Consider the following 24,401-nt stretch of genomic DNA (forward strand, 5'->3'; position numbering starts at 1 on the left):
TTCCGGATGACTCGCTCATCCGGGGAAGTTGAAACTCTTGTCCAGGTTGAGCTTTTCGTCGACACGGGCTGTGACGGGTTCCGGATGACTCGCTCATCCGGGGAAGTTGAAACCTCCGAGTCCGGGTCGTAGCCCAGTTTGTCCAGGGAGCTATGTTCCGGATGACTCGCTCATCCGGGGAAGTTGAAACTGCTTGCTTGACGACCATTCCGACATGGTGGAAGACGGGTTCCGGATGACTCGCTCATCCGGGGAAGTTGAAACATTTTGTCGAGGATCTGATCTCGAAGCTCAGGTGGAAGTTCCGGATGACTCGCTCATCCGGGGAAGTTGAAACAATCTCTCCGGTTGATTTGCGGATGAGTTGAATCGGTGTTCCGGATGACTCGCTCATCCGGGGAAGTTGAAACAACAGGAAGGCCGCGGCCTACGGCGCCACCGTGCGGGGCCTGGTTCCGGATGACTCGCTCATCCGGGGAAGTTGAAACCGGAACAGCTGCAACAGGTCGTCCTCATCCATGGCCAGTTCCGGATGACTCGCTCATCCGGGGAAGTTGAAACGTGTATCCCTCGGTGGCGCAGGAGGCCGCGGCCAGCCGGTTCCGGATGACTCGCTCATCCGGGGAAGTTGAAACTAGGCGACATTGAAGCCGTTTGACTTGAGGGTGTCCTCAGTTCCGGATGACTCGCTCATCCGGGGAAGTTGAAACAACATCATTGCCAGCTGAGCTGGTCCCTACCCTTTCGTGGTTCCGGATGACTCGCTCATCCGGGGAAGTTGAAACTCGCCTACGCCTGCCTGGCGCTGCTCCTCGGTGGCAGGTTCCGGATGACTCGCTCATCCGGGGAAGTTGAAACTTCCTCAGGATGGCGAACACCCCCGGGAGGGGGAAAGGTTCCGGATGACTCGCTCATCCGGGGAAGTTGAAACATGTACGTGTTCTGATTGGGTCGGATGCCGCCCACAATGGTTCCGGATGACTCGCTCATCCGGGGAAGTTGAAACTCGAATCGCATCAAAAGAATTTACGTGACCCCAGTACGGGGGTTCCGGATGACTCGCTCATCCGGGGAAGTTGAAACGAGATCGGCGTCACGGAGATTGGCGCCATGGAGAATGGTTCCGGATGACTCGCTCATCCGGGGAAGTTGAAACTCGGCCTTCCTCCAGCCTCGTTGCGATGATCTGCTCGTTCCGGATGACTCGCTCATCCGGGGAAGTTGAAACACGTTGAATCCGTTGGCCTTGAGGGTGTCCTCAAGGGTCCCGTTCCGGATGACTCGCTCATCCGGGGAAGTTGAAACTCGTGAAGGTCAGTGTTGGAGACCTCTGCCATTCTGTCTACGTTCCGGATGACTCGCTCATCCGGGGAAGTTGAAACACTGACACACCAAAAGACCATGGCTACACGTAAAGTGGTTCCGGATGACTCGCTCATCCGGGGAAGTTGAAACTCGTCTTCGATGACCTTCTGGAGCAGTTTTGCGTACTGGGTTCCGGATGACTCGCTCATCCGGGGAAGTTGAAACACCTCCTCGAAGGTGAGCAGGTTCCTCAGCTCCTGTTGTTCCGGATGACTCGCTCATCCGGGGAAGTTGAAACACGGAGATGTCGTCCTCCTCCTGGATTCCAGGGATGTCGTGGTTCCGGATGACTCGCTCATCCGGGGAAGTTGAAACCTGTTGGACTGCAGGGGCTGCAGCTCACCCGTTTGGGGTTCCGGATGACTCGCTCATCCGGGGAAGTTGAAACTTCGCTCAGCTGGAGCACAGCTCCGGCCGTGGCCGCCGTTCCGGATGACTCGCTCATCCGGGGAAGTTGAAACGTCTACTGGCGAGTGGGGGTACTTCCCCTCCTCGGGGAGGGGTTCCGGATGACTCGCTCATCCGGGGAAGTTGAAACTACTCCACCCCATGAGATGGCTCATAAGAGGAGCAGAGGGGTTCCGGATGACTCGCTCATCCGGGGAAGTTGAAACGAGATGCTTGATGAGCAGATCGCAGGCCTCAAAGCCCTGGTTCCGGATGACTCGCTCATCCGGGGAAGTTGAAACAGGCTCAATGCCTAGCCGTTCTTGTGAACCATCCCGAGTTCCGGATGACTCGCTCATCCGGGGAAGTTGAAACTAGTTGCAGTTGGATGCTCCCTTTCGAGAGCACTCTTAGGTTCCGGATGACTCGCTCATCCGGGGAAGTTGAAACGTCTGCTGCCCAGCAGATCAAGGAGGCGAACCGGGGTTCCGGATGACTCGCTCATCCGGGGAAGTTGAAACTTGAGGCAGAGGCATACGTCTGTTTTTCGAGATTCTGTTCCGGATGACTCGCTCATCCGGGGAAGTTGAAACATGAGCTGCCTTTGAATGGCTGCGGCCTGTTGGGCACTGTTCCGGATGACTCGCTCATCCGGGGAAGTTGAAACATGGCTGAGCCATGCAAACCGCCACCAGCAACACCGGTTCCGGATGACTCGCTCATCCGGGGAAGTTGAAACTGGTGGAGGTGGTGTCAGTAACAGCTCATGCTTGTCCTGGTTCCGGATGACTCGCTCATCCGGGGAAGTTGAAACACTGCTGCAGGGGTTCCTCCTGCGCAATGACCTCCAGACGCGTTCCGGATGACTCGCTCATCCGGGGAAGTTGAAACTTCATCGGCCTGTACGTTCAGGCCACTCCCCAGGAGACATGTTCCGGATGACTCGCTCATCCGGGGAAGTTGAAACGCTTTAATCCTCCACTTGTACCCCTCGGCGGGTTCGGTTCCGGATGACTCGCTCATCCGGGGAAGTTGAAACTCCCGCCGCCGTGGCGGGCCCGTCGATTTAGACGCGGGTTCCGGATGACTCGCTCATCCGGGAAGTTGAAACCGGGGGTGCGGCTGTCCTGAAGGCGGCGGATGAACAGGGTTCCGGATGACTCGCTCATCCGGGGAAGTTGAAACCCCGGTTCTGCCTGAAGAAGAAGTTCTGGAAGCTGCTGTTCCGGATGACTCGCTCATCCGGGGAAGTTGAAACCCTCTTGCGTTTGCAGCGTAGGTGTGATAGCGCCGTCCTGTTCCGGATGACTCGCTCATCCGGGGAAGTTGAAACCCGGAGAAGGGACTTTCCGAAATCGGTATCCTGTGGCGAAGTTCCGGATGACTCGCTCATCCGGGGAAGTTGAAACACGTTGTCCTTCAGCTCGGTTGGGTAACGAGAAAAAGGGGTTCCGGATGACTCGCTCATCCGGGGAAGTTGAAACCCTTGCGGGGCAGGCTGCGAGTGGAAGCTGGCGACGTTCCGGATGACTCGCTCATCCGGGGAAGTTGAAACGTGGGCGATCTCATCCACTGGGCTATCCGTCTTCATTGGGGTTCCGGATGACTCGCTCATCCGGGGAAGTTGAAAATTCAGTTGCCGAGAGTACAGAAACACGGCGATTCTTGGCGTTCCGGATGACTCGCTCATCTGGGGAGGCTGTACTCAGTGATGTTGTTATAATAGTAGCGTATTCACTGCAAAATGCCCGTCGATGGCAATGTATCAATTAGTATGTTGGCAGTCACTCCGGAGCCTCAGGCGTAGCTGCCAGCCACTCTTGGGCATGACATTCATGCATCAAGCTCAGCCATGGACAAAGGGATGAGACATTTTATTAAGATATGCTAGACCCGTAGCAAGGTCATGATTATAAATCTTGCATCCATGCAGCCAATGAACGCCTCGGGAGGTGCATCTGAATGGCACCTGACCAGCAGGAAGTAACTGTTCCGGAAGTACCTCATTACCTGCTCACCGTTCTGGGAACGCATCCACGTGAAGCCAGCTATTCACTCAACAGCCAGGTTGTGAATGCGGCTCTCGCCCCCCTGGCCTTGATGAGTCTTCTTCCGCCTGACCAGAGGCCTAACCGGGTGGTAGCTCTCTGTACTCAAGAAGCCCGTAAAGACAGCCTTCCGTTGCTCATGCGTGGGCTTCTTGGGTATTGCGAAGTGATCACAGTCGACGTTTCATCGGGCCATAGCCAGGCCGATATCAACACCTTTCTCACTCAGGCAACTGGAGCGATTCCTGCTGCAGTTGATGGCCCCCTTCGGATAAGTATCGATGTCACTCATGGCTATCGACACTTCTCCTTCCTCACCTACCTCGTCGGCCTCTATCTCGTCAGCCTCCGCAATGTCGAGCTGATCGGCGCCTGGTATGGACTATTGCAGCCCGAAGAGAGCCCCTTCCTTGATCTCAGGCCGCTTTTGGAGCTGCCGAGCTGGATCCACGCGTTGCAGGTTCTACGTGACACAGGAAGCGCTCTGCCGTTGGCCGAGGCGCTGCAGACTGGGCTGAAGCAGGGAGTGGCGACCGCCATCGCCAAGGATCTGAAGCTGATTTCGGAGGGCTATCTCTCCGCTTTGCCCATCGAACTGGGCCGCCAGGTGCAGCTGTTCCGTAGCCAGAGGCTGAAGCCCATGAAAAAAGCCCTGGAGAATGATCATCACCTTCCACTTGCCCAAGAGCTTGTCCAACAGCTTGACAGGCTGCTGCTGCCTTTTGAGCTCCCGTCCCAGGTGGGGGGTGAGCAATGGAAAGGACAGGTGCCGCTGACGGAGTTCGAACTGCATCGCCAGGGGAACCTCATCGACAACCTGTTCTCGCACGAGGATGCTGCAATGGCTCTGGGTCTTCTCGATGAGTGGACGGTGTCCTGGGCGTTGTGGTGCATGGAAGACACTACGGATTGGATTAACTACAAAGCCACACGCCGTAAGGCTGCAAGCCAGCTTGGGGCCATTGCTGCTGCCAGCCAGGAATCTCACCTGCGTCTATTGCTCTCGCTCGAGCAGATGGGTCTGGGTGACTTCTGGCATTTGCTTACCAACTTACGAAATGGCTTCGCTCACCACGGGATGAGAAAGGAAGTGCTAATCGGCAACCCCAAGGTTCGCAACGAGATGGAGAGCGTTAAGGCTTACTGGTCTGAGAAGCTCAAGGTCTGTCCGCGTTTCTCCCTCAGCCTGGGTGATGGAGAGGGCGGTACCGTTTTGGTAAGTCCGATCGGCAGTCGACCCGGTGTGCTCTTCAGTGCGCTGATGGCCTCTCGCAAGCGTATTGGCGGTGAACCCTCCGCTTGTCTTGTGATCTGCTCCAGCCAGAGCAAGATGGTCATCAGGGAGGCTGCCGACCGGGCTGGTTTCCAAGGGGTGGTCACCCCTTTGGTTCTGGAGGATCCCTACAGTGGCCTAGAGGAATTCAAGCGGCTCAAGTTGGAAGCCCAGGAGGCTTGCGTTCGCGCCAGCGAGGTGCTGGTGAACGTGACCGGTGGAACCACGCTGATGGGGCTGGCGGCTCAGGAACTGGAGAATCAGGCCAGATCATTTGGCCGTCCGGTGCAGCGCTTCGGCCTGATCGATCGGCGCCCCTCACCGGAACAAGAGGCCGATCCCTATCAGGCCGGCGAGGCCTTTTGGCTGCAGGGCAATAGGAGGGTCAATGGTAAACACGATTGAGGCAAGTTACCGTCTCACGACTCCTCTCTTCTGTGGCGGAGTCACTACCGACACCGCCGAGCTGCGGCTGCCCAGCTTCAAGGGGGTGCTCCGATTCTGGTGGCGGGCCTTGGCCTGGAGCCGTTGCAATGGGGATCTGGCCCTGATCCAGCAGCAGGAAAATCTTCTGTTCGGCAGCCCCGGCGGGGGGCAGGCGCGTGTGGTCATGCGGCTCGGGTCGTCCACGCGGTTGGATCTTGTCGACGTGGGCACGGTGCTCCAAGAAGCCAAGGGCGACAACCAGGTGGTCGGCATGGGGGGCCGCTACCTGGGCTATGGCCTGATGGCGGCTTTCGCTAGCCCCAGAACCAGCACGCAAGCCGGTGAGCTCTGCCGTGCAGCACTATTGGCACCGCTCGATTTCAGCGTTCAGCTCAGGGCCACCGAGCTCAATGACGATGCTGACCTCATGGATTCGCTTCTGCAGGCCCTGATCGCCCTGGGTACCCTCGGCGGTATGGGTTCCCGCAGCCGCAAGGGCTATGGCTCGCTCGCGTTGCAGTCGCTCACGGTGGATGGCGCCAGCACCTGGCAAGTACCGTCCGACGAGGAGGGGCTCGTCGCCTCGATCACAGCGCTGCAGCAGCAGGCCAACCGCCAGGGCCTGCCCGAATTCACCGCGCTCTCCAGAGGGGCACGCCATATCGTTCTCAGTTCCGAGGATTGCTGGGAGGGACTCCATCTTCTCGATCTGATTGGCCGCGAGATGGTGCGCTATCGCAGCTGGGGCCAGTCTGGGAAGATCCTGCGCGATGTACCCAGCGAGAGAAACTTCAAATCCGACCACGATCTGATGGACGAAAAAATAACTCCTGTGAGTGCTCGAAAATCGCATCCCAAGCGGATCGCCTTCGGACTCCCCCACAACTACGGCAAGAGCAGGGTCAAGCAAGTCGCCCCCATCGGCTTCGACCGCCGCGCCAGCCCCCTGCTGATCCACATCCACCAGTGCGGTTCAAGGCCAGTGGCGGTGCTCTCCTTTCTGCCGGCCCGCTTCCTGCCGGCTTCCGGCAATGGCGGCCGCGCTCAGATCTCCGTGGGCAGCAAGCCGATCCCGCAGCAACCTGAGCACGAGCTCTATGCGCCGATTCACACCTTCCTTGATCGGCTGCTCGACCGTATCCCTGCTCCGAAGCAACGCAAGGAGACGTTCACCACGGCCTTGGAAGTGGTGTCGCCATGACACTCCTGCTTGATCTCTCGATCGGCCCTGTGCAGGGCTTTGTGGCCCAGTCGCGCCGCACCCGCGATCTCTGGGGCAGCTCCTATTTGCTGTCCTTCCTCTCAGCCCATGCCATGCGCGGCATAAGCGAGGCCGGCATCAGGATCGTGCGTCCTTCCGTGGCCGACGACCCTCTCTATGCCTGGGTCTGCGCGGAGCGGCAGGGAAAGACCGGTCCCGGCGAGCCCCCTCGCATTGGATCGGTGCCCAATCACTTCGTGGCCGAGCTCGATACCGGCGTCGATCCCGCCGCGGTGGCCCAGGCCGGGGTGGCGGCGCTTGAGGCCGCCTGGCAACGGGTGCAGAAAGCCGTCTGGGAGCGGTTCGTGGTGGCGCCCTCCTCCCGGGGTCAGGGCACGGCCGAGATCTGGGCCCGCCAGACCGCCGCCTTCTGGGAGGTGCTCTGGACCGCCGGCGACGCCGAGGCCGCCGGGGGGCTGCTGGCGCGCCGCAAGCACTGGCGCAGCCAGCGGCTGCCGGAGGAACCGGGCGACAAGTGCAGCCTGATGCCCGATTTCCAGGAGCTCTCTGGCTTGATGCGCGCCCAGGGTCGGTCCTCCCGCGAGCAACAGGACGCTTTCTGGGAGCGCCTGCGCCGCGATGTAGGCCCCCTCGAGCTGCGCCCGGACGAACGCCTTTGCGCCATCGCCCTCGTCAAGCGTTTGTTCCCGAAGGTGGCCCGCAGCGCCATCGGCTGGGAGCTGGATGTCAGCCGCTGGCCCTCCACCGCCGGCATGGCCGCCGTGCCCTGGCTCCGCCGGGTGAGCCTGGCAGCCTCGCCCCAGGCCGCCGCCTTTTCCGAGACGCTGCGCGCTGTGGTGCCTCAGGACGCCCTCAAGGTCTCGCCCCGGGCTATCCCTGCACTGGCGGACCTGCGAGGACCGCTGCTCGGCATCGACGCCAACTATCTCCAAACCAGTTTTCTTACCGATGAGCGACTCTGCCCCTTTGGGGAGAGCGACGCTGCTGAGCGGCCCCAGCCCGAAAGGCGACAAGACAAGCGTTGCCAGGAACTGATCCAGTCACTGAAAAGCCTCCAGAACGCGCGTGACGACCAGGGCGTCCGTTTCGGCAGCGCCCCGGTGTTCTATGCGCTGCTGCTGGCCGACGGTGATCGCCTCGGCCAGCTGGTCGGCAGCCTCGGCGGGCAGACCGTGGGCGCGGCTCTGGCCGCCTTCACCGCCAAGGTTTCCGCCATCGTGCAGCAGCACAGCGGCGTCACCGTCTACGCCGGTGGCGATGACGTACTCGCCATGCTGCCGGTTCCCGAGGCCCTCACCTGTGCCTCGGCTCTGGCCGAGGCCTATGCCACTGTCTTCCGGCAGGTGGACTCCAAGGCCCGAGCCACCCTTTCAGCCGCCGTGGTGTTCGCCCATGTGCGGCTCCCGCTCACGGCCGTGCTCGGCGAAGCCCATCGCCTCCTCGATGATGTGGCCAAGGATCAGAACGGACGCGATTCACTCGCCGTGGCAGTGCTCAAGGGCGGCGGGCTCAACAGCCTCTGGACCACGACTTGGCGCCGACCCGACGGCAGGCCCACTGCCGTCGGGTCGCTGTCGGCCACCGATCAGCTCGACGCCCTGGTCTGCATGCTGCAGCAACGCCTGAGCCAGTCGAGTGTCTCCTCCTCGCTGCTCTACCGCCTGCGCGACATCCTCAGCCTGATCTGCAACTGGCCGCAATGGGCGCCGGGGGCGTGGGGCGTCCTGCCCGGCGACCTCGACCTGCGCGCCTTCCTCCGTGCCGAGGTGATCAGCAGCCTGGAGGATCAGGGTGTCAAGGAAGCCGACACCCTAAGCGAGCAGCTCACCGGTCAGCTGCTGGCGCTGCTCCCTCCAGCCCGCGCCGGCACATCGGGCGAGGCAACAACCTCCACGGCCGTTTCCTCCACAGCCGCTCGTGAGGTCGGCATCGACGCGCTGCTGCTGGCCCGTTTCCTCGCCGCACCCGCCCTGGAGGAGGACGCCTGATGCGCCTCCAGCTCGAACCGGTCGACACCCTCTTCTTCCGCGATGGCACCCCCTTCTCGGCAGAGAGCAACGGTCCCGGCGAGGTGGGTGGTCTGTTCCCGCCCCACCCTGCCTCGATCACCGGTGCCCTGCGGGCCGCCCTGGCCCGCGGCAACGGCTGGTCGGGTTCGGGGCGCTGGTCTGTTGAGCTCAACCGCGCCCTCGGCCCCGGCCCCGACGACCTCGGGCTGCTCTCCTTCACTGGCCCCTTCCTGCTGCGCAACGGCGAGCCCTTGTTCCCGGCGCCGCTCCACCTGCAGGGCTCCAGCGAAGGCGGCGGCTGGTACCCCGGTGCCCTACTGAGGCCTGGCGCTCCGGTGCCGTGCGACCTCGGTCCGGCCGTCCGCCTGCCCGACCTGCCCGAAGTGATCCAGGGACCCGAGAGGGCAGAGCTCAATGCGGCTGAAGGCTGGTGGCTGACCCCGCCGGGTCTGGAAGCCGTGCTGCGGGGTGAGCTCCCCAATGCGAATGCGCTCGTGGCCAGCCGGGAGCTCTGGCAGGAGGAACGCCGTGTCGGCATCGCCCGCGACAACCGTACGCGCACCGCCCAAGAGGGAAGGCTCTACACCACCCGCCATGTGCGGCTGTCTAGTGGTGTGGGCCTAGGACTGGAGATCGCTGGCCTAAATGCCAGCTGGAGCGCTCCCTACGGCTTGCTCCCGCTCGGTGGCGAGAGCCGCCTGGCCGAATGCCGCCCCTGGTCGGATGCTCCCACCATCGCGTCGCCGCGCGAGGCCATCACCACCAGCGGGCGGCTGCTGATCGTGGCCCTCACCCCGCTCGATCTCGATGCTGATCAGGCCCTGGGCCGGCGTCCCCTCAGCGGCCTCGCCGATGCCCGCGTGATCAGCGCCTGCCTGGGCCGCCCCCAGCGCATCGGCGGCTGGGATTCCCTCGCCCGCCGCCCGTTGCCCCTGCAGTCGTTCCTGCCGGCCGGCAGCGTGCTCTTCTGCGAGCTCCCCGACCCGGGGGCTCTGGCCGAGATCCTGGCGGCAAGCAGCGGCTTCGCCCGCCTCGGCGCCCGCCAGCGCTGGGGCTACGGGCTCGTCGCCCTCGGCACCTGGACCGACACCCCGTCCTGACCACCTGGACTGATCCCATGAACACCGCCCTGCTCGGACTCTTCGCCGAGACCCCCATCCACCCCGGCTGTGGCCGCAGCATGGGTGTGGTCGACCTGCCGGTGGCCCGCGAGGCCGCCACCGATTACCCCGTGATCGCCGGCTCCAGCCTCAAGGGAGCCCTGCGCGACAAGGCTGAATCCGTCATCACTGGCGACGTCGACAAGCGCTTCGGCAGGCCCGATCAGGCCGGCGATCTGTTGGTCGCCGACGCGCGCCTGCTGCTGCTGCCTGTGCGGAGCCTCACCGGCGCCTACCGCTGGCTCACCTGCCCCCATCTGCTGGAGCGCTTTCGCCGCGACCTCGCCCGCGCCGGCCTGACGCCATTGCCCCCCGCGATCTCCGTGGCCCCGGGTTCTGTCCTGGCGGCGGGGTCCGGGCACCTGTTTCTGGAGGAACGCCAGTTCACCATCCAAGGGCTGCCCGATCAGACGCTCGTTCCCTCCATCCAGCCGCTGCTGGCCCACGAGACGAGCCGCGGCCGGTTGGCCAGCCAGATCGCCGTGCTCCACGACGACGATTTCGCCTGGTTCGTGCGCTACGGGCTGTCGATTCAGGCCCGCAATGTGCTGGAGGACGGCAGCAAGAAGAGTCAGAACCTCTGGTACGAGGAGACTCTGCCTCCGGACACGGTGATGTATTCCCTGGTGATCGCTCGGCAGAGTGACTCCCTCTCTTCCCTTCAGACTCTGTTCCCCGCCGAGGCGGCCTACTTGCAGGCAGGCGGCAACGAAACGGTTGGCCAAGGCTGGTTTGCGGTCTCCCTGCGCCTGGGTGGTGAAGGAGGTGGGCAATGAACACCCTTGAACAGCTTCGTGCGGCCAATGCCCTGGAGCGCGTCGCGCAACTCAGAGAAAAATCTGAGAAGTTCCGCAAGAGCTACCGCGCCTATGTCGATCGCCTCTCCCCCGCGATCGTGATGAACGGGCTGGGCCAGGCCCTCGCCAGCGAACAGGCCTCTGCCGGGGTCTCTCCCAACAACGACCCCGACAAGATGGCCCATCGCGAGCTCTACGGCAGCCTGCACAGTTGGCTCTGCCACAGTGAGGGAGGCGTCTATCCCGGCGAGAGAGATCTGCTGCAGGCGCTGATGACCCACGACGAATCGTTCTATCTGCGTGCCCAGGCGGAAGCCCTCGCCTGGCTGCTCTGGCACAAGAAGTTCTGCCGGGCCGAGTTCCCCCGCGGCGAGGTCGACTGACATGGTCCGTCCTCTCTACAAGACTGCTGCCGATGTCACGCCAACCCGTGCGGCAACTGGCAATGCCGGCCTCTGGTATGACAAGTTCTGCGATCAGTGGGACGCCGCGTCATGGTCGCTGCAGTCCGAGGGCCAGGGGTCCAATCCCAAGCTCAAATGGATGGAAACTCTGGCCGGCCAGGCCCACGGTGTAGCTGACCAGCTGGAGGAGATCACCACTCGCCTGATCCGGCTGAGCCTCCAGCAGGGTGGGCGCTCCCTGATCTTCCTTACGGAGAGTCGCTTCGTCACCGGCCTGGGGCGCAGCCATCCCGTGGAGAACGGCTTCGCCTGGCATCCCACCCTCGGCACGCCCTACCTGCCCGGCAGCTCGATCAAAGGGATGGTGCGTGCCTGGGCCGAGTACCAGGCCGATCCCACGCCAGATGGCGCCACCCTCGCCCGCCTGTTCGGCGCCCCCGGCCAGGCCGGGGCGGTCTGCTTCCTTGATGCTGTGCCGATCACCCTGGTGAGGGTGGAGGCCGATGTGCTCACGCCCCATTACGCCAACTGGAGCCCCTTAGATCCACCCGGCGACTGGCATTCACCAAAGCCGATTCCTTTCCTGGTCACCGCTCCCGGGCTGCGGCTGCTGTTCACCGTGCTGCCCTGCGGAAAGCTGGCCGATGGCGATCTGGGGCGGGTCGAGACCTGGCTGAGCGAGGCGCTGGCCTGGGCCGGTGCCGGCGCCAAGACCGCCGTGGGCTATGGCCGCATGGCGCCCGATCGGCAGAAGACCGACGACCTGCTGCTGGCGGAGCAGCAAAGCCAGCAGCAGAAGCAAGAAGCCCGCCTCGCGGCCGAACGCCTGGCCAGCCTCGATCCCCTGGACCGGGAGTTGGAGGGAATCGCCAGGTTTGAAGACAATCTTCCCCCTTACCGCGCCTGGATCAAGGCGGTCGAGAATGGCCGCTGGAACGACCAGCCGGCGATCGAGCGCACCGTTCTCCAGCGCATCGAGGCGGTGATGCGCAGCATCCCAGGCTGCTGGAAAGACATCTCCACAAAAAAGCAGCCGAGCAAGGACAAGGAGTTCCTCAACACTCAGAAAGTGAAGGAGCTGATGGCAAAAAATTCAGAGCGGCAGTAGCACGTTTGGACATTGAAGAGTTGGCTTCACACCTCAGACAGGTCACCACTCCCTGGTGACACCACTTGATTGAGAACAGGACCATCTATCTGGGCCACCCTCGATCTGCTGCCAGGGCGATTCCCTTCTGAGCAGCTTCGATACAGCGGTTGGTCCGGCGCTTGGTGTCGTCCTCACTACGAGCGCGCAGGAGATAGGCCTCCATCGCATCTGGTGTCTCGATCACGGCCAGCAATCCAGCGTCCTTTGCCCCCAGTCGTCCATCACCCAGCAGACGACTCACCAGGCTCTGATCCCAGAGTTGGTGAGCTGCGGAGCCAGGAGAGAAAATTTTGTCGTGGAGCAGGCCGAGGCAGGAACGCTGGAGTTGCTCGAGCTGCCCAGGCCTCAGCCGGCGGCTGTTGGGAAGCCCCGCGGCCCCACCGACATCGTGCTCCATGCTCCAGCTCAGGCCGGTGCCCGGCAGGCCCACGGTAGTGCGGGGTGCCCCGCGGCGGTTGACGGGGAGATTGAGCGAAGCGCCGCGGCCACCCACCGAAATGGAGCTCAGGCCGCCTTTGGAGAAGTTGAAGCGCAGGGGCCCAAGTCGGGCGCTGCGGCGGAAGCGGAAAGTCATGGTCGTTCAGGTGTTGCCGTGGTGTTCAAGACGGTGAGCTGCTCAGCTCCACCCGGGTCGTGGCCGCAATGGCCTCCGTGCGTTCCGGATCGCAGGTGAGCAGGATCACCTGCAGACCCCGTTCCGCGGCCTGCTCGAGCATGCGGTAGACCCCCAGCTGACGGTCAGGGTCGGAATGGGCGAAGGCGTCGTCGAACACAAGCGGCAGGCAACCGTCGTAGGACTCCGCCAGCACATCGGCCATGGCAAGCCGCAGGGCGGCAGCGAATTGTTCCTTGGCACCGGTGCTCAGCACCTCGAAGGAGAAGGCGGCTTCTCCCGTCCGCTGCCACTGCAGACCCCGAAACCCGCCAAGGGCTTCATAGTTGAGGTCCGTGCGGGGAGCATCCGGAAACACCTCAGCCAGGTAGGTGCCGATCCGCAAGGTCAACGGTGCGCTGTATTCACTGGCCAGGGCGTTCTGTTCCTCCTCCAGCAACGTGCGCAGCAGGGTGAGCATGCCGGCCTCCTTCTCCAGGCGTTCCTGCTCGGCCATACGGCACTCCAGCTCGGCCTGCCTCTGCTCCAGCTCGGCCTGAAGGTCCACCCGCCCATCGCCCTGCAGCCGGCTCTCGGCGCGAATGCGGGCTTCCATCGCCTCCTGATTCTGCAGCTGGAAGCCGGTGATGGCGGCATCAAGTGCCTGAGCCGCACAGTCGAGCCCAGTTGGATCAAGGGCCGTGAGCTCGGCCTGCAAGCCGGCCAGGTTAGCCCCCAGCTGATCCCGGCGTTCCTGCCGCGTCTGGATCGCTGCCAGCAGTGCGTCGTGACTCCCCCTGCGCAGCAGCACGGCCTCGATGTGGGTCCTGGCTTCCAGCAGGTGGTCCTGTCCAGCGTTCAGAACCTCACGCTGCGCCTCCGCCTGCTCTCTGAGCCTGGCCACCCCTGTCTCGGCCTCGCCCACCACAACCTGCTGGGAGGCCGCAGATGCCAGGGCCTGGTTGCGGGTCTCCCGGGCCGCCTGCAGCGCGATCTCCAGCTGGCTGATCAACTCCTCGGGTGTGAGCTCTGCCGCTGTCTCACCGGCCGGCTCCTCCGGAATAGCGGTGATCTGATCCGACAGTTGATCCAGCTGGTGGCGGAGCACGGCCGGTTGTTCCGCACCAGGCTGCTCCAGCAGGCGTTCCCGCTCGCCCAGCAGATCGGTGCGGCGCCGCTCGGCGGTGGCCGCCGCATCCACCGTGCTCAGCGCCCAGCCCTCCAGAGCGCGCCGGAGGGCGGTCTCCGCCGCGCTCATCTGCTCTCTGGCCTGGCTGGCGGTGGTGCCGCCACCAGGAACCACGCGCAACTCCACCTCATCACCCAGCTGCAGCAGCGCAGGGTCGCTCAACTGCCGGGTGGCACCCACCTCCAGGGTCTCTCCATCCAGGAGAACCGGTTGGCCGGCGCGGAGCACCTCGATGCCGGTGGCCATGGCTTCCGCCCTGCTTCTGGCGGCCTGCAGCCTCCCCTCGAGTTGTCGCAGGGTTTCCACCGCCTCGGCGTTGATGGCCGGGAGGCGCTCGATGTCCTCAGCGAGCTCACGCAGGCGCTTCTCCAGTGCCTCGGCTGCCTCCAGGCGGGCAACCAGCTGCTGGTGCTTCAGAAGCAGTCGGGTGCGGCCGAGTCTTCGCTCGAAGGCCTCGGCGGCTTCCGTAGCCTGAGTGCTGGTGTTGCGCAGCCCATCCAGGTGCTGCCTTGCCTGCAGCACCTCCTGCTCGGCCGTGGTGACCCTGGCCTGCAGCTCTTCCAGTTCCATGGCGCCAGGGGCCTGGGCAGACTCCAGCTCCGAAGCCAGGGCGCTTTGGCTGGTCAGCTGCACCTGATCGGCCTGAAGCTCGCCCAGCTCTCTGACCAGCCCATCCAGCACGGGGCGCTCCTGGGCGATCAGGTTCTGCAGCTCCCGGCTGCGCGCCAGTTGCCCCTCCAGCACCTGCCGTTCCGCCTGGCGCTGCGGCAGCTCGAGGGCCACCCGCGCCTGAACCACGCAAGCTGACTCGAAGGCCTGCCGGGCTTCATCCTGCTGCTGCAGTTCAGCCTCAAGGCGTGCCTGCTGGCAGCGGGCCTCTTCGGTGGCGGCCCTGGCTTCCTGCAGCTCGGAGCCCCGTCGCACCTGAGGAGCGCGGTTGGCGCCACCGGGGGTGTACACATCGGCCCAGCGTTGCTGAACGGTGTCGACGACGGCCAGATCCAGGTCCGACTGAACGCCGAGGTCTGCCCTGGCCTGCAGCCGTCCCACGAGGCGGTCGTGGTCGTAGGCCTGCCCGCCGAGCGCGAGCGGGTTGTCGCTCGCCGACCCTTGCCACACCCAGAGATGGCCCCAGCGCTCGCGGAGCTGGTTTTCGGCGCCACGGCTCCGTGCCACGGCGGCCGTGCCGATCAGATCGGCCAGCCGCTCCTCAGCTGCATCCCCCTGGAGGCCGCGGCCGCGGGAATCCTGCAGCGTCACACTGCCGCGGGGACCGGCGAAACGCTTGCGCAGCGTCCAGGTGTCGCCCGCGCTCTCAAAGACCAGCTCCACCTCGGGCTCGGCACGGAACGGATCCGTCCGCATGCCATCGAGAACGGCGCCGCCGGTCTTCACCGGCAGGAACAGGGCACGGTGCAGCGCTTCCGCGAGCGTGCTCTTGCCCGACTGGTTCGGGCCGCAGATCACCGTGAAGCGTGGATCGAAGGTCAACGACCGGTCACGGTGAAGCCGGTAGTCGCGGATGTGGGCAGACAGCAGGCGCATGGGAGGTGATGGGGTTGGTTCGGTGGGGGTGTTGCTGGGCAGGGCTCAGGGATGACGGACGCAGGTGTGGTGCAGTTCGCGCAGACCCAGGCGGGCCAGTTCCTTCTCGCTCTCGTCGCCGCACTCGATCAGCTGCTGCAAGCGCAGGGCCACGCGGGCCACCAGGGGATCTCCAGCCCGCTCGGTGAGCTGGCGCAGTTCATCCGCATCGGGAGCGACGCTGGTGCGGTCGCGCAGCTTCAGGCGCAGCAGCCGGGCCTCGAGGCGCTCCAGCAGATCCTTCAGGCGTGCGGCGGCCGCCAGGCTGAGGCTGCCATCGAGCTCGAGCAGCAGCAGATCCTCATCACTGCGCGGGCCGATGGCATCGCGGATGCGCTGCTCGAGGCGTTCGAGATCATCGTCGCTGGAGAAGCGGTGTTCGATCTGGTGCCAGCGGATGCCGCCGGTGAGTACCGGGGTCACGTCGGGCCTGGAACCCCTGGCCGCGCTCACCACCAGCACCTGGCCGGAGCGGTATTCGGCGGCGCGGGGGAAGCGGTCCATCTCGTGGCAGCCGGCGTACCAGGCCCGGGGGGCCACCTGCTTGAGGCCATGCCAGTCGCCCAGGGCCGTGTAGTCGATCTCGCCTTCCGGCAGGGCCGCCAGATCGATGCGGTTGGTGGGCACCGGCGGGTTCTCATCGTCGGTGTCGTGGCCCTCCTCCCCCCCGAAGCCCTGGATCGAGCCATGGGCGAGCACCAGGCGGGGCTGGTCGGGCCAGAGAGAGAAGTCGAGGCTGCGCAGCCAGGCGGTGGGATCCACCGGTTCCGCCTTGCGCAGCAACGGACAGGGGAGCAGCACGCCGGCAGGCACACCGATTGTGGTGAGGTCGAACGGCTGGCGCTCCAGCAGCACCTGGAGGTTCGGAGCCAGCTGCTCACGCTCCTCCGTGAAGTAGGGCTCCTGCCAGAGGCTGCCGGCACCGCCATGGTCGTGGTTGCCAGGGATCACCAGCACCGGCAGCTCCAAAGCACCGATGGCACTGCAGGCCGCCGACACATCAGCGCGAGTGGGCTGGTGGGAATCGAACAGATCCCCCGCCACAAGGATGAAGGCGGCCTCCTGCTCACGTGCCACAACGCCGAGGCGGCCGATCGCTCTGAGCCGCTCCTGGCGTAGCCGTGCTCTCTTGTCGGGATCACTGATGCGGGCGTAAGGCTTGCCCAGCTGCCAATCGGCGGTGTGGAGGAAACGGATCGCGGTCATGGGCTTGGCCTGTACGTCTGGAGTGCTGTCCTTGAAGGTATGGCGATCGCGTTGGACGAGGTGAAAGCTTCCTGCGAACTACGAAACTCCACTGGGTTCGTCGTTGGCGCCCAGAGCCGCTGGTTTCAGAACAGCGCAGAAAAGACCTGCAGGAGTCGATCCCTCTCGCTCAGCTGAATGGCCACGCCGTGCTGCAGATCCCCAAGCTTGTTCTCCAGGGTGTTCAGGTTCCGCAGCAGACCCTCCAGCTCCAACTCCGCTTTGCTGATCTGGGTCGTTTCGGCGGGATTCACCAGATCCTCCAGCCGCACGGGCCAGGTCCGTTTGGCCAGCTGTCTCCGCAGCTCGGCCATCACGCCATCAAGGTGCATCCGCAGGCGGGTCTGCAGCCCCTTGCCGATGCCAGGCACCGCCGTGAGGCGGTCGATGTGGCTGCGCAGATGCTCCCCATGGATCAGTCCCCGGTTTTCCAGCAGGGCCAGCCGACCCTCCCCGAACCCGTCGATCCGCCAGGACCGGATGGGTTGTTGCTCCAGTTGCCGGGTCATCCATTGCTCCTCCTGGGCCGTGAGAGCGGCATGCAGCATGGTGGTGGCCATCTGGGCCGGGGGCTGATCCCCCTTGAATGGCGGCCGTACCCCGGCATCGAGAGTGGAAAGCTGGGAGACGAGAACCTGCCGCTGAGCCTGCAGCCGGTTGGCCGACTCCATCACCCCCCTGGAGATTTCGATCGCGACGCGACTGAGCCGCTCCAGAGTCTCCTGTCGTTGCCTGACCTTGTCGCGATGGCCGACCAGTTGGCTCATCAAGTTCCGGAAGGGATGCATCCGACGCTCCAGAGCCGGCCGATCAATCAGCTGTGCCGGATCTCCAGATTCCTGGATGAAGCGCTGCAGCGACTGATCAAGCCGTACCACCCGCTGCTTGAGCTCCATTGTCTGCTGGCTCAGGCGCTGCCGACGCCTGAGCAGAGCCTCCAGCTGCTGCAGGAGGCTGCCGTAGGTCTTCTGAAGTGGGTCGCGAGAGGCCTGGTCTGAGGGGGAAGCGGGAGGCGGAGGGGGGAACGGCTGGGTCGGCGGGCGTCGAGGACGAGGATTGGGGAAGATGCAGAAGGTCTGCCCGACCTTCTGATCCACAGCACACCACAGGCACTCCTCCCCGGCGGGGTGATGGTGATGGGAACTGTGGCTGCAGGGCACAACCTGCCGGTGCAGCTCCTGCATCAACCTGACCCACTCCGCCGCTGTGGGTCGCTGAAGCACCCCCAGGCCGTCGCCAGCCGAACTGAAGCTGCATTGGAAGGCCCGATCGATCGCGTCAGAGATCTGGCTGGGGCAGGGCCGGTAGGGACTCGGTCTCAGCCCTGGGTGAGGATGGCTGGCGTGTGGATAGAGCCCACGGCGGATCTTGGACGATACGTCCAGATCGGGTTCACGCGTATTGATGGCGTTGTCGTAGGGGTGGTCGTGTAGAAGCAGTTGGTAAATCACAACTGCCAAGGAGAAGTCATCGGAGCTGGTGAGACGCCAGGTCTGAGCGAAATCTCGCCCGATCAGCTCAGGTGCGGTGTAAAGCGGCCGGCTCACCGGGCAGAGATGCCGGTGTCCGCCGTGGATTGAGATCTGGAAACTGTCGGTGTCGAGCAGGATCGCTCGCCAGGTTGACCCTCCCCCATGGGTGGACTGCTGCTCGAAGAGCACGTTCTCGGGGTTGAGGTCACCGATCACCACGCCGTGGCGATGCATCTGCGCCACCGATTGGGCCAGCCTCAGCGCGGCGAGCACGGCGTCCTGCCAGGTGTAGCGAGTGAGTCGTCCGATCTCCTCGAAATTGAAGAGCCGTGCGGCCGACATGCTGCGCCTCTTATCGATCCGGCGCATGGCGTATCCCGACAGTGCGCCCTGACCACCCGCATGATTCACGAACACCAGCCGCCGGGGCAGGGTGGCGAACTTCCCGCAGGACGCCTCCAACAGCTGAAGGGCCCTGAGCCTGTTGGAATCCGCATGCTTCATCAGTTTCACGGCCATGGATTCACCGCCAATTCGGGCGGGGTACACCTGGCCCTGCCCACCGGCGCCGAGGCGCGATCCTGCCGAGACATCGAGGCTGAATGTCTCGCCAGTGTCGGTGAGGAAGGTGCGCTGCATGTCCGTTCCTGCCATCAGGCGGCGATCACAAGAGTGCGGTCGTCATCCGAAAGCCGGCGGATCGCTTCGTCGGCCAGGGACGCCTGCAGCCAGTCCGCATAGCCCCGCCAGCCACGCTTCTGCTGGTGCTGCTGGATCACCAGATCCGCCAGGGCGGCATTCGGCTGAAGACGATCGGGGAATCCGGGCTGCGGCGAGAGGAAGGCCGCCTCCAGACCATCGGAAAAACCGATCACCGCGTCGATGTCCTTCGAGGGCATCGTCCGCAGGCCAATGGCTCTAGGTGGGGTGTCAGGGCGAAGAAAGGTGGTCTCATTGGCGAAGGTGCCCTTGGCGGGTGGCAGAGCCAGCTCCCAGAAGCCATCGCGGCGCAAGAGCACACTCGAATCGCCCACCTGGGCGAGCAGCAATCGGTGTTGGTCCCACACGCAGGCCACAACGGTGTGATTCACGCAGGGGGCGCCGCGGCGGGCATGCAGAAACGCATGACGGAATCTCTCTTGCAGGGAACCGAGGTCCGAGCGGCGGCGGGACCTCTGAAGATCCCGACGGACGGCAAGCAGAGCCATCCAGGCGGCACGGGCACCAATAGCGGCACCACAGGCGATGGTGGGTGTGCCTCCAGCTCCGTCGCAGATCACGAAGCCGCTGACACGGCGCCCCCTCGGTGGTATCCAGAGTGCATCACAAAAGGGCTGCTCGGCCGCGGCATGCCGTTCGCCTCGGTGCTGGGCGCCGATGAATCCCGGGACTCGCCTCACAGCACCCATCCGTCGTAGAGGTCATCACCGGTGACGGGATTCACCAGCTGCACCTGCTCCCCTGGTGAGGACTGGGAGACGCGGCTGAGGCTGCCTGACAACCAGAGGAACATCTCCTCGAACTTGAGGTTGGCAAGATCAAGACAGCGCCCCCCGAAAGGCTTGCTCAGTTCATTGAGCACCTGGCGGCCGACCCCGCCCACCCCGATGCCGATGGTGAACAGGGTGAATTTTTTCTCGGCCGCAGCGAGTTCAAGCGGCTGGAGCAGGCTCCGGTAGCCGTCGGAGTAGTGCCCGTTCTGGTCGGTGGGTTCACCATCGGTGAGCAGGAAGATCCACGGCCGGTAGTAGCTGATTCCATGCTCGATGTAGGCCTTCTTCCGCTCGGTGACCTTGAGCATCGCCAGCTCGAGGCCTTCCTTCATCGGCGTGCAGCCCTCGGCCTCGAACACGAGCTCGTCCATCTCGCGCACGAGCGCGAACTCGCTGCGCACGGTCACCGGCCCGAAGGTGATCACACACAGCTCCACACTCTGGGCGGCCACCGTGTTCCTCAGGATGTCGTCGCGGAAGGCTCGGAAGCCCGCGTTGAGCCGTTCAATCTTCTCGCCATCCATCGAGAAGGAGGTGTCCAGCAGGAGTACGCAGGGGGTGCGCCTGTGCCGGTTGGCGAGCAGGCCGCGGGCTTCAGGGTTGTCGAACAGCATGGATCTGGGGATGCGGTATCCAGAGCCTGATGCAGGGGCGACCTCAGAGCGCCTAGCTACGTGCGAAAGACCAGCCTCCGGTCGTTGCTCCTCCCATGGGTGCTGGGGTAGGGGTCATGCCTTGCCTGCGTACATGGTCACCACGTCCTGGGCGATCCCACGGTGCAGGTCACGCAGGCTTTCCGGTTTCTCGATGCGGATGCCGGCCCCGAAGCGGAACAGCCAGGCATGGAGATCCCGGTCCTGCTCCAGGGTCCAGATCGGAAGGTCGATCTCCACGGGAAAGGGATGGCTGTCGCCTGGGGGATTGGGCTGAAGGCAGTGCAGCTTGTCGGCTTTCCAGCCGGCATTCACAGAGACGGGTTTGGAGTAGCGGATCTGTTTGGCCGGGAACTTCTGCGAGGCTTCGCGGATGAAGGCGAAGCTCCATTCCTGGCACGAAAACCGCAAGGTGTGGTTCAGCTGCCGTTTCTGGCGCGCTGGGGTGCCGCTGGCCAGATCGAGCTGAGCGTCAAGGTCTTCGCCGAAATAGATGCCGCCGCACACCTGCAGCAGCAGCTCCAGGCGCTGCAGGGCCTGGTGATGGACTTCCTCGTCGCGCCGGCCAATACCGTCCTCCCGGATCCAGTGGAGGCGATCGAGCCGCTCGGTGCGGATCAGGCCCTGCTCCTGCCCGGCACGACACTCTTCATAAGCCAGGTACCAGGCGATGTTGTGAAACAGCACCTGCAGCGGCCAGAGGGTGATCGTTCCTTCCGGGCTGTTGGGATGCGACGACGCCCGCTGGATGCGCTCGAGTTGAACGCGTCGGTGTCCCACGATCGCTGTGTCGATTCGGCTGCCGGTGGTATCGGCAGCCAGGCTGCTGGCGCGGGGATGAACGATCGAGCGGTTCACCACAGCGCGCAGGGGCAGCCGCTGGTCGGCTTCCGCCAGAAGCCCGCCCCAGCTCAGCCGTCGGCGCAGATCCTCCAACAACTGCTGATGGGAAGGATCGGCCAGGCGCTCACCGGTCTCCCGCAACCAGCCGTACACCTCCAGCAGCTGGGGGCCGGAGAGCATGGCAGTGCCGAGGGCATAGCCATGCCGAGCATTGTCGTTCCTTTTGCGGAAGCCGTAGGGCGTGAGCAGATGGCGCACGTCCTGCTGCAAGGTGTCTTGCTCTCCGGGCACATAGCTGCCGGGGATCGCCACCAGTTGCTGGATCAGATGGGTGGGGAGCTTCTGTGAACTGGGCCCGGTAGCACTCGGCGCTGGACTCTCCCCCTGGGTGGGGGCATCGAAGGGCTCCAAGAGGATGTGGCGCAGCAGGGTGAAAATGCGCTGGAAGATGCGCAGATCACCGTGGGCGGGGTAGCCGCCATGCACGGGGTCGAATGGCCTGGCCTGGAAAGGCCCCGGCTCGATTGCAGAGCAGCTGGATTGTTTCGCCCGCAGAAAGCCATTGGCCTCAAGCCAATCGAGATCCCGCTCGATGGCGGCAGGGTTCGCGTAGCATTCCCCGAAGCCAGCCTGGATCTCGTTCCAGCTGCGCAAATAGACCGCAGCCCTCTCGGCCAGGCTCCCTTCCGGCAGGGGGCTGACGATCCCCTCCAGCTGTTCCCGTGTGGCTTCATCGGGGGCCTCCAACTCCGGGAAGCAGCTCAACAGGCGAATCAGATACAGCAGCCGCTCAAGATCCAGCAGGCGTGAGTAGGCGTGCAGCTCTTTGCCGTTCTTCTTCCCCAGCTCCTTGTTAAGGGCTTTGTGGATGCGCTTGTCGAGCCCATCCAGGTGGGCCCGAAGAAAAGCCTCATTCATGTCATCCCTGCTTGGATCAATGTCCACCAGCACTGCAAAGCCTTCGGCCCGGGAGGGGCTAAAGGTCTTGTGGCTGAGCGCCGCCGCCATCTCACGGATCACCGGCTCCGGCACCGTCCGCTCACGGGTTTTGTTCCAGGTGAGGCATTGCGCCGGCGGGGTATGCAACCACCAGCCGATCCACTCCACCGGAGCCGGCAGCTCCAGGGCCTGGGTGAAAGCGAGCCGCCAGGGACGGCGGGCATGGGTGGCATCGAGGATCACCGGTCGGCCGGCGCGCACCTCCTGCCGCAACTCCTCCAGCAACCGCTCGCGGATGTCGGGCCAGGGGCCTTGGACTGCCGCATCGCCGAACACCTCGGCGCGGAGGCGATCCGTGGAGAGCACGAGGGCGGGCGGGGCACCCGGCTCGCTAAGCAGGGGTGCTAGCTGATGGGCAAGGGTGGTTTTGCCGCTGGCGGGAGGGCCGATCAGCAGGTGGCAGCGAACGGGTGGCTTCATCGGCAGAGGCTTGCAAACCCGGCTCCATTGTGTACAGGCTCACGTGCGAAGGACGAACGATGCAGGTGCCCTTCTGCGGCTCGCCTTGTCCTTGCCGGAAGCGAACGGGTGGCCGTGGGGTCCAGGATCCTGCAGTGGGTCGTGTTCAGGCGTAACCGCTCCTGCAACTCCTGCACGTCAAGGAGCAGGGCATCCCGGTGGCTTTCCAGTTGCCTGGCCTGGGCTTCCGCCTCAGCGAGCAGCAGGGCCTGCAAGCGCATCTGCTCCTGCAGGGTGCTGACCAGCACGCTGTGGCGCTGGGCGCGATGGGTGACCACCACATCCCGGATGCGGCCACCCAGGCCGATCACCTGCTGACGCCGGCGGCTTGTCCCGCCGTCCGGCGCGATGGGCTGATCCCAACCCTTGGTGCAGCGCTGCACCTTGGCCGTGAACAGCACGGTGTCGCCGGGCTCGATGCCGGCCTGGGCCCAGTCTTCCCGGAGGCGAAACCACCAGTGGTCGGGGTGCACCGGCTGGTCCGTGCTGGCGAGGTGCAGTTCGCGCAAGCAGAGGGTCTGGATGATTCGTCCCGACTGATGGAAGCTGCCGAAACGGTCGATCACGCCGGTGAAGCGGTGGATCTGGCCATGAAGTGATTGGAGGGCGAGGGGGTTCATGGGGGGGCCTTGAGCGATGCACCCATGCTTCGGCGAGCCCCTTGAGTTGTAACGGAGCTACCTGCGAACAACGGCCTCTGCAGGACAGCCCAACTGCCTGCCGGTGCTCGTTCTTCGCAGGTGTTCTCCCCTGTCCCATCGCCTCACAATGTCCACCCGCACTGGCCTCCTCGACGGCCTGCTAGCCCTGCCCAGGGAAGGCGCCAGCCGTTTGCCTGCCAGCCACTCTCACTGTGCCTCGACAAGTTAAGAGGGACATGTCATTCAGGCTCAGTCCAGACGGCCGGTCTGCTAGTTCGCTGCCCTGCCGGCCGGATCCGATGGTTGCCGGTCTGGTGCGCATGATCGACCGGATCACACCTCACCATGGGTAGTCTTCCAAGACACGCTGCAAAGCGCTGACCATGGCGAGCACGTCGTGCAGCTGCACTGGTCGCGAGCTGCCATCTGTGGCCGGATGACCCATCCAGTTGCCGAAGCAGCGCACCTGATGCAGGCAGCTGATCAGCCAGCGGTCGGCACCCTGTTCAGCCAGCCGGCGGATACCGCCGTTGAGGTTGAGGCGATCGGCGTCGCGCTCCCCCGCCAGCCGCTGCAGAACCAGCCCCTCCACCACGCGCCTGGCGTGGATGCCGAGGGCGATCGGTGACAGCTCCTGCCCGCGCAGGAGATTCAGCAACTCGTTGATGTCATGTGCCAGAGCGTCGCTGGCGCTGGCTTGGCCGCTGCTCCACCGGCGCAGCAAGCCCCCCATCTCCGAGATGCCCGGCAGGTTGGCGGGCAGGGCCATGCGGAACTGCTGAACCGTGGTGCGCCCCAGGGCCGAGTCGATCGCATCTCCGAGGGGGCTGAGGTGCCCAGCGCCGCGGGCCGGTGCGCTTCTGCGGCGCCGGCATGGTCACGCGGGCGGTGGCGATTCCACTGGCGGTTCTCTGAGCTCCCTGGCTGCAATCGAAGCCAGGGAGCGATTGGTTTTTCAGGAATCCCCAACTAAGAGTTTGTGGAAAAACC

16 protein-coding genes and 1 CRISPR repeat array (1 of these 17 cut by a window edge) are annotated in these 24,401 nt (G+C 64.3%); of the genes, 7 read left to right on the plus strand and 9 right to left on the minus strand.

Annotated elements, in window-relative coordinates; genetic code table 11:
• Nucleotides 1–3,458: a CRISPR direct-repeat array (repeat unit 36 nt; unit sequence GTTCCGGATGACTCGCTCATCCGGGGAAGTTGAAAC) (it extends 1,407 nt beyond the left edge of the window).
• A 256-nt stretch (nucleotides 3,459–3,714) separates the two neighbouring features.
• From ACWJI7_RS12690 to cmr6, 7 genes are all read left to right on the plus strand, one after another.
• Nucleotides 3,715–5,478 carry a CRISPR-associated DxTHG motif protein gene (locus tag ACWJI7_RS12690; protein WP_479938390.1) on the plus strand — a complete coding sequence of 588 codons (1,764 nt, stop codon included), beginning with the start codon at nucleotides 3,715–3,717 and terminating at the stop codon, nucleotides 5,476–5,478.
• Nucleotides 5,462–6,700: a type III-B CRISPR module RAMP protein Cmr1 gene (gene cmr1, locus ACWJI7_RS12695; RefSeq protein ID WP_479938392.1), complete on the plus strand. Its 1,239-nt coding sequence runs from the start codon at nucleotides 5,462–5,464 to the stop codon at nucleotides 6,698–6,700. Before ACWJI7_RS12690 ends, cmr1 begins: the two co-directional genes overlap by 17 nt.
• Complete coding sequence (locus ACWJI7_RS12700) at nucleotides 6,697–8,709, plus strand: Cas10/Cmr2 second palm domain-containing protein (RefSeq protein ID WP_479938394.1); 2,013 nt, start codon at nucleotides 6,697–6,699, stop codon at nucleotides 8,707–8,709. Before cmr1 ends, ACWJI7_RS12700 begins: the two co-directional genes overlap by 4 nt.
• Complete coding sequence (locus tag ACWJI7_RS12705; RefSeq protein ID WP_479938395.1) at nucleotides 8,709–9,830, plus strand: type III-B CRISPR module-associated Cmr3 family protein; 1,122 nt, start codon at nucleotides 8,709–8,711, stop codon at nucleotides 9,828–9,830. Before ACWJI7_RS12700 ends, ACWJI7_RS12705 begins: the two co-directional genes overlap by 1 nt.
• A gap of 17 nt (nucleotides 9,831–9,847) precedes the next feature.
• Nucleotides 9,848–10,666, plus strand: coding sequence for a type III-B CRISPR module RAMP protein Cmr4 (cmr4, locus tag ACWJI7_RS12710; RefSeq protein WP_479938396.1), 819 nt, complete (start codon nucleotides 9,848–9,850; stop codon nucleotides 10,664–10,666).
• Entirely contained in the window at nucleotides 10,663–11,070 is a 408-nt protein-coding gene (gene cmr5, locus ACWJI7_RS12715; RefSeq protein WP_479938398.1) for a type III-B CRISPR module-associated protein Cmr5, read from the plus strand. The genes cmr4 and cmr5 overlap by 4 nt, the downstream gene beginning before the upstream one ends.
• 160 nt (nucleotides 11,071–11,230) lie before the next feature.
• Nucleotides 11,231–12,199, plus strand: coding sequence for a type III-B CRISPR module RAMP protein Cmr6 (gene cmr6 / locus ACWJI7_RS12720; protein ID WP_479938400.1), 969 nt, complete (start codon nucleotides 11,231–11,233; stop codon nucleotides 12,197–12,199).
• Nucleotides 12,200–12,284: 85 nt separating this feature from the next.
• On the opposite strand, the gene ACWJI7_RS12725 is transcribed toward cmr6, so the two are convergent.
• From ACWJI7_RS12725 to ACWJI7_RS12765, 9 genes are all read right to left on the minus strand, one after another.
• Nucleotides 12,285–12,815 carry a DUF4236 domain-containing protein gene (locus tag ACWJI7_RS12725; protein WP_479938401.1) on the minus strand — a complete coding sequence of 177 codons (531 nt, stop codon included), beginning with the start codon at nucleotides 12,813–12,815 and terminating at the stop codon, nucleotides 12,285–12,287.
• Between the two features lie 25 nt (nucleotides 12,816–12,840).
• Nucleotides 12,841–15,567: an AAA family ATPase gene (locus ACWJI7_RS12730; RefSeq protein WP_479938402.1), complete on the minus strand. Its 2,727-nt coding sequence runs from the start codon at nucleotides 15,565–15,567 to the stop codon at nucleotides 12,841–12,843.
• Nucleotides 15,568–15,612: 45 nt separating this feature from the next.
• Nucleotides 15,613–16,812: a metallophosphoesterase family protein gene (locus ACWJI7_RS12735; protein WP_479938403.1), complete on the minus strand. Its 1,200-nt coding sequence runs from the start codon at nucleotides 16,810–16,812 to the stop codon at nucleotides 15,613–15,615.
• Nucleotides 16,813–16,937: 125 nt separating this feature from the next.
• Entirely contained in the window at nucleotides 16,938–18,977 is a 2,040-nt protein-coding gene (locus tag ACWJI7_RS12740; RefSeq protein WP_479938404.1) for a protein kinase domain-containing protein, read from the minus strand.
• The gene (locus ACWJI7_RS12745; protein ID WP_479938405.1) at nucleotides 18,977–19,732 is read right to left on the minus strand and encodes a protein phosphatase 2C domain-containing protein; all 756 of its coding nucleotides are present in this window, start codon (nucleotides 19,730–19,732) and stop codon (nucleotides 18,977–18,979) included. The genes ACWJI7_RS12740 and ACWJI7_RS12745 overlap by 1 nt, the downstream gene beginning before the upstream one ends.
• Nucleotides 19,720–20,430, minus strand: coding sequence for a vWA domain-containing protein (locus ACWJI7_RS12750; protein WP_479938406.1), 711 nt, complete (start codon nucleotides 20,428–20,430; stop codon nucleotides 19,720–19,722). The genes ACWJI7_RS12745 and ACWJI7_RS12750 overlap by 13 nt, the downstream gene beginning before the upstream one ends.
• Before the next feature lie 114 nt (nucleotides 20,431–20,544).
• Nucleotides 20,545–22,731 carry an AAA family ATPase gene (locus tag ACWJI7_RS12755; RefSeq protein ID WP_479938407.1) on the minus strand — a complete coding sequence of 729 codons (2,187 nt, stop codon included), beginning with the start codon at nucleotides 22,729–22,731 and terminating at the stop codon, nucleotides 20,545–20,547.
• Nucleotides 22,728–23,390, minus strand: coding sequence for a hypothetical protein (locus tag ACWJI7_RS12760; protein WP_479938408.1), 663 nt, complete (start codon nucleotides 23,388–23,390; stop codon nucleotides 22,728–22,730). The genes ACWJI7_RS12755 and ACWJI7_RS12760 overlap by 4 nt, the downstream gene beginning before the upstream one ends.
• A 361-nt stretch (nucleotides 23,391–23,751) precedes the next feature.
• A complete protein-coding gene (locus tag ACWJI7_RS12765; RefSeq protein ID WP_479938409.1) occupies nucleotides 23,752–24,180 on the minus strand; it encodes a DUF4145 domain-containing protein in 429 nt (142 codons plus the stop codon).
• Between the last annotated feature and the right edge of the window lie 221 nt (nucleotides 24,181–24,401).

The sequence above is a fragment of the Cryptocyanus atlanticus LEGE 06306 genome, assembly GCF_056633155.1.

Coding starts and splice junctions, on each gene's coding strand:
- ACWJI7_RS12750 (WP_479938406.1), bottom strand. CDS start 20,430: ATGCTGTTCGACAACCCTGAAGCCCGCGGCCTGCTCGCCAACCGGCAC.
- ACWJI7_RS12700 (WP_479938394.1), top strand. CDS start 6,697: ATGACACTCCTGCTTGATCTCTCGATCGGCCCTGTGCAGGGCTTTGTG.
- ACWJI7_RS12705 (WP_479938395.1), top strand. CDS start 8,709: ATGCGCCTCCAGCTCGAACCGGTCGACACCCTCTTCTTCCGCGATGGC.
- ACWJI7_RS12730 (WP_479938402.1), bottom strand. CDS start 15,567: ATGCGCCTGCTGTCTGCCCACATCCGCGACTACCGGCTTCACCGTGAC.
- cmr1 (WP_479938392.1), top strand. CDS start 5,462: ATGGTAAACACGATTGAGGCAAGTTACCGTCTCACGACTCCTCTCTTC.
- cmr4 (WP_479938396.1), top strand. CDS start 9,848: ATGAACACCGCCCTGCTCGGACTCTTCGCCGAGACCCCCATCCACCCC.
- ACWJI7_RS12740 (WP_479938404.1), bottom strand. CDS start 18,977: ATGGCAGGAACGGACATGCAGCGCACCTTCCTCACCGACACTGGCGAG.
- ACWJI7_RS12690 (WP_479938390.1), top strand. CDS start 3,715: ATGGCACCTGACCAGCAGGAAGTAACTGTTCCGGAAGTACCTCATTAC.
- cmr5 (WP_479938398.1), top strand. CDS start 10,663: ATGAACACCCTTGAACAGCTTCGTGCGGCCAATGCCCTGGAGCGCGTC.
- ACWJI7_RS12760 (WP_479938408.1), bottom strand. CDS start 23,390: ATGAACCCCCTCGCCCTCCAATCACTTCATGGCCAGATCCACCGCTTC.
- ACWJI7_RS12735 (WP_479938403.1), bottom strand. CDS start 16,812: ATGACCGCGATCCGTTTCCTCCACACCGCCGATTGGCAGCTGGGCAAG.
- ACWJI7_RS12765 (WP_479938409.1), bottom strand. CDS start 24,180: ATGGCCCTGCCCGCCAACCTGCCGGGCATCTCGGAGATGGGGGGCTTG.
- ACWJI7_RS12745 (WP_479938405.1), bottom strand. CDS start 19,732: ATGGGTGCTGTGAGGCGAGTCCCGGGATTCATCGGCGCCCAGCACCGA.
- ACWJI7_RS12725 (WP_479938401.1), bottom strand. CDS start 12,815: ATGACTTTCCGCTTCCGCCGCAGCGCCCGACTTGGGCCCCTGCGCTTC.
- ACWJI7_RS12755 (WP_479938407.1), bottom strand. CDS start 22,731: ATGAAGCCACCCGTTCGCTGCCACCTGCTGATCGGCCCTCCCGCCAGC.
- cmr6 (WP_479938400.1), top strand. CDS start 11,231: ATGGAAACTCTGGCCGGCCAGGCCCACGGTGTAGCTGACCAGCTGGAG.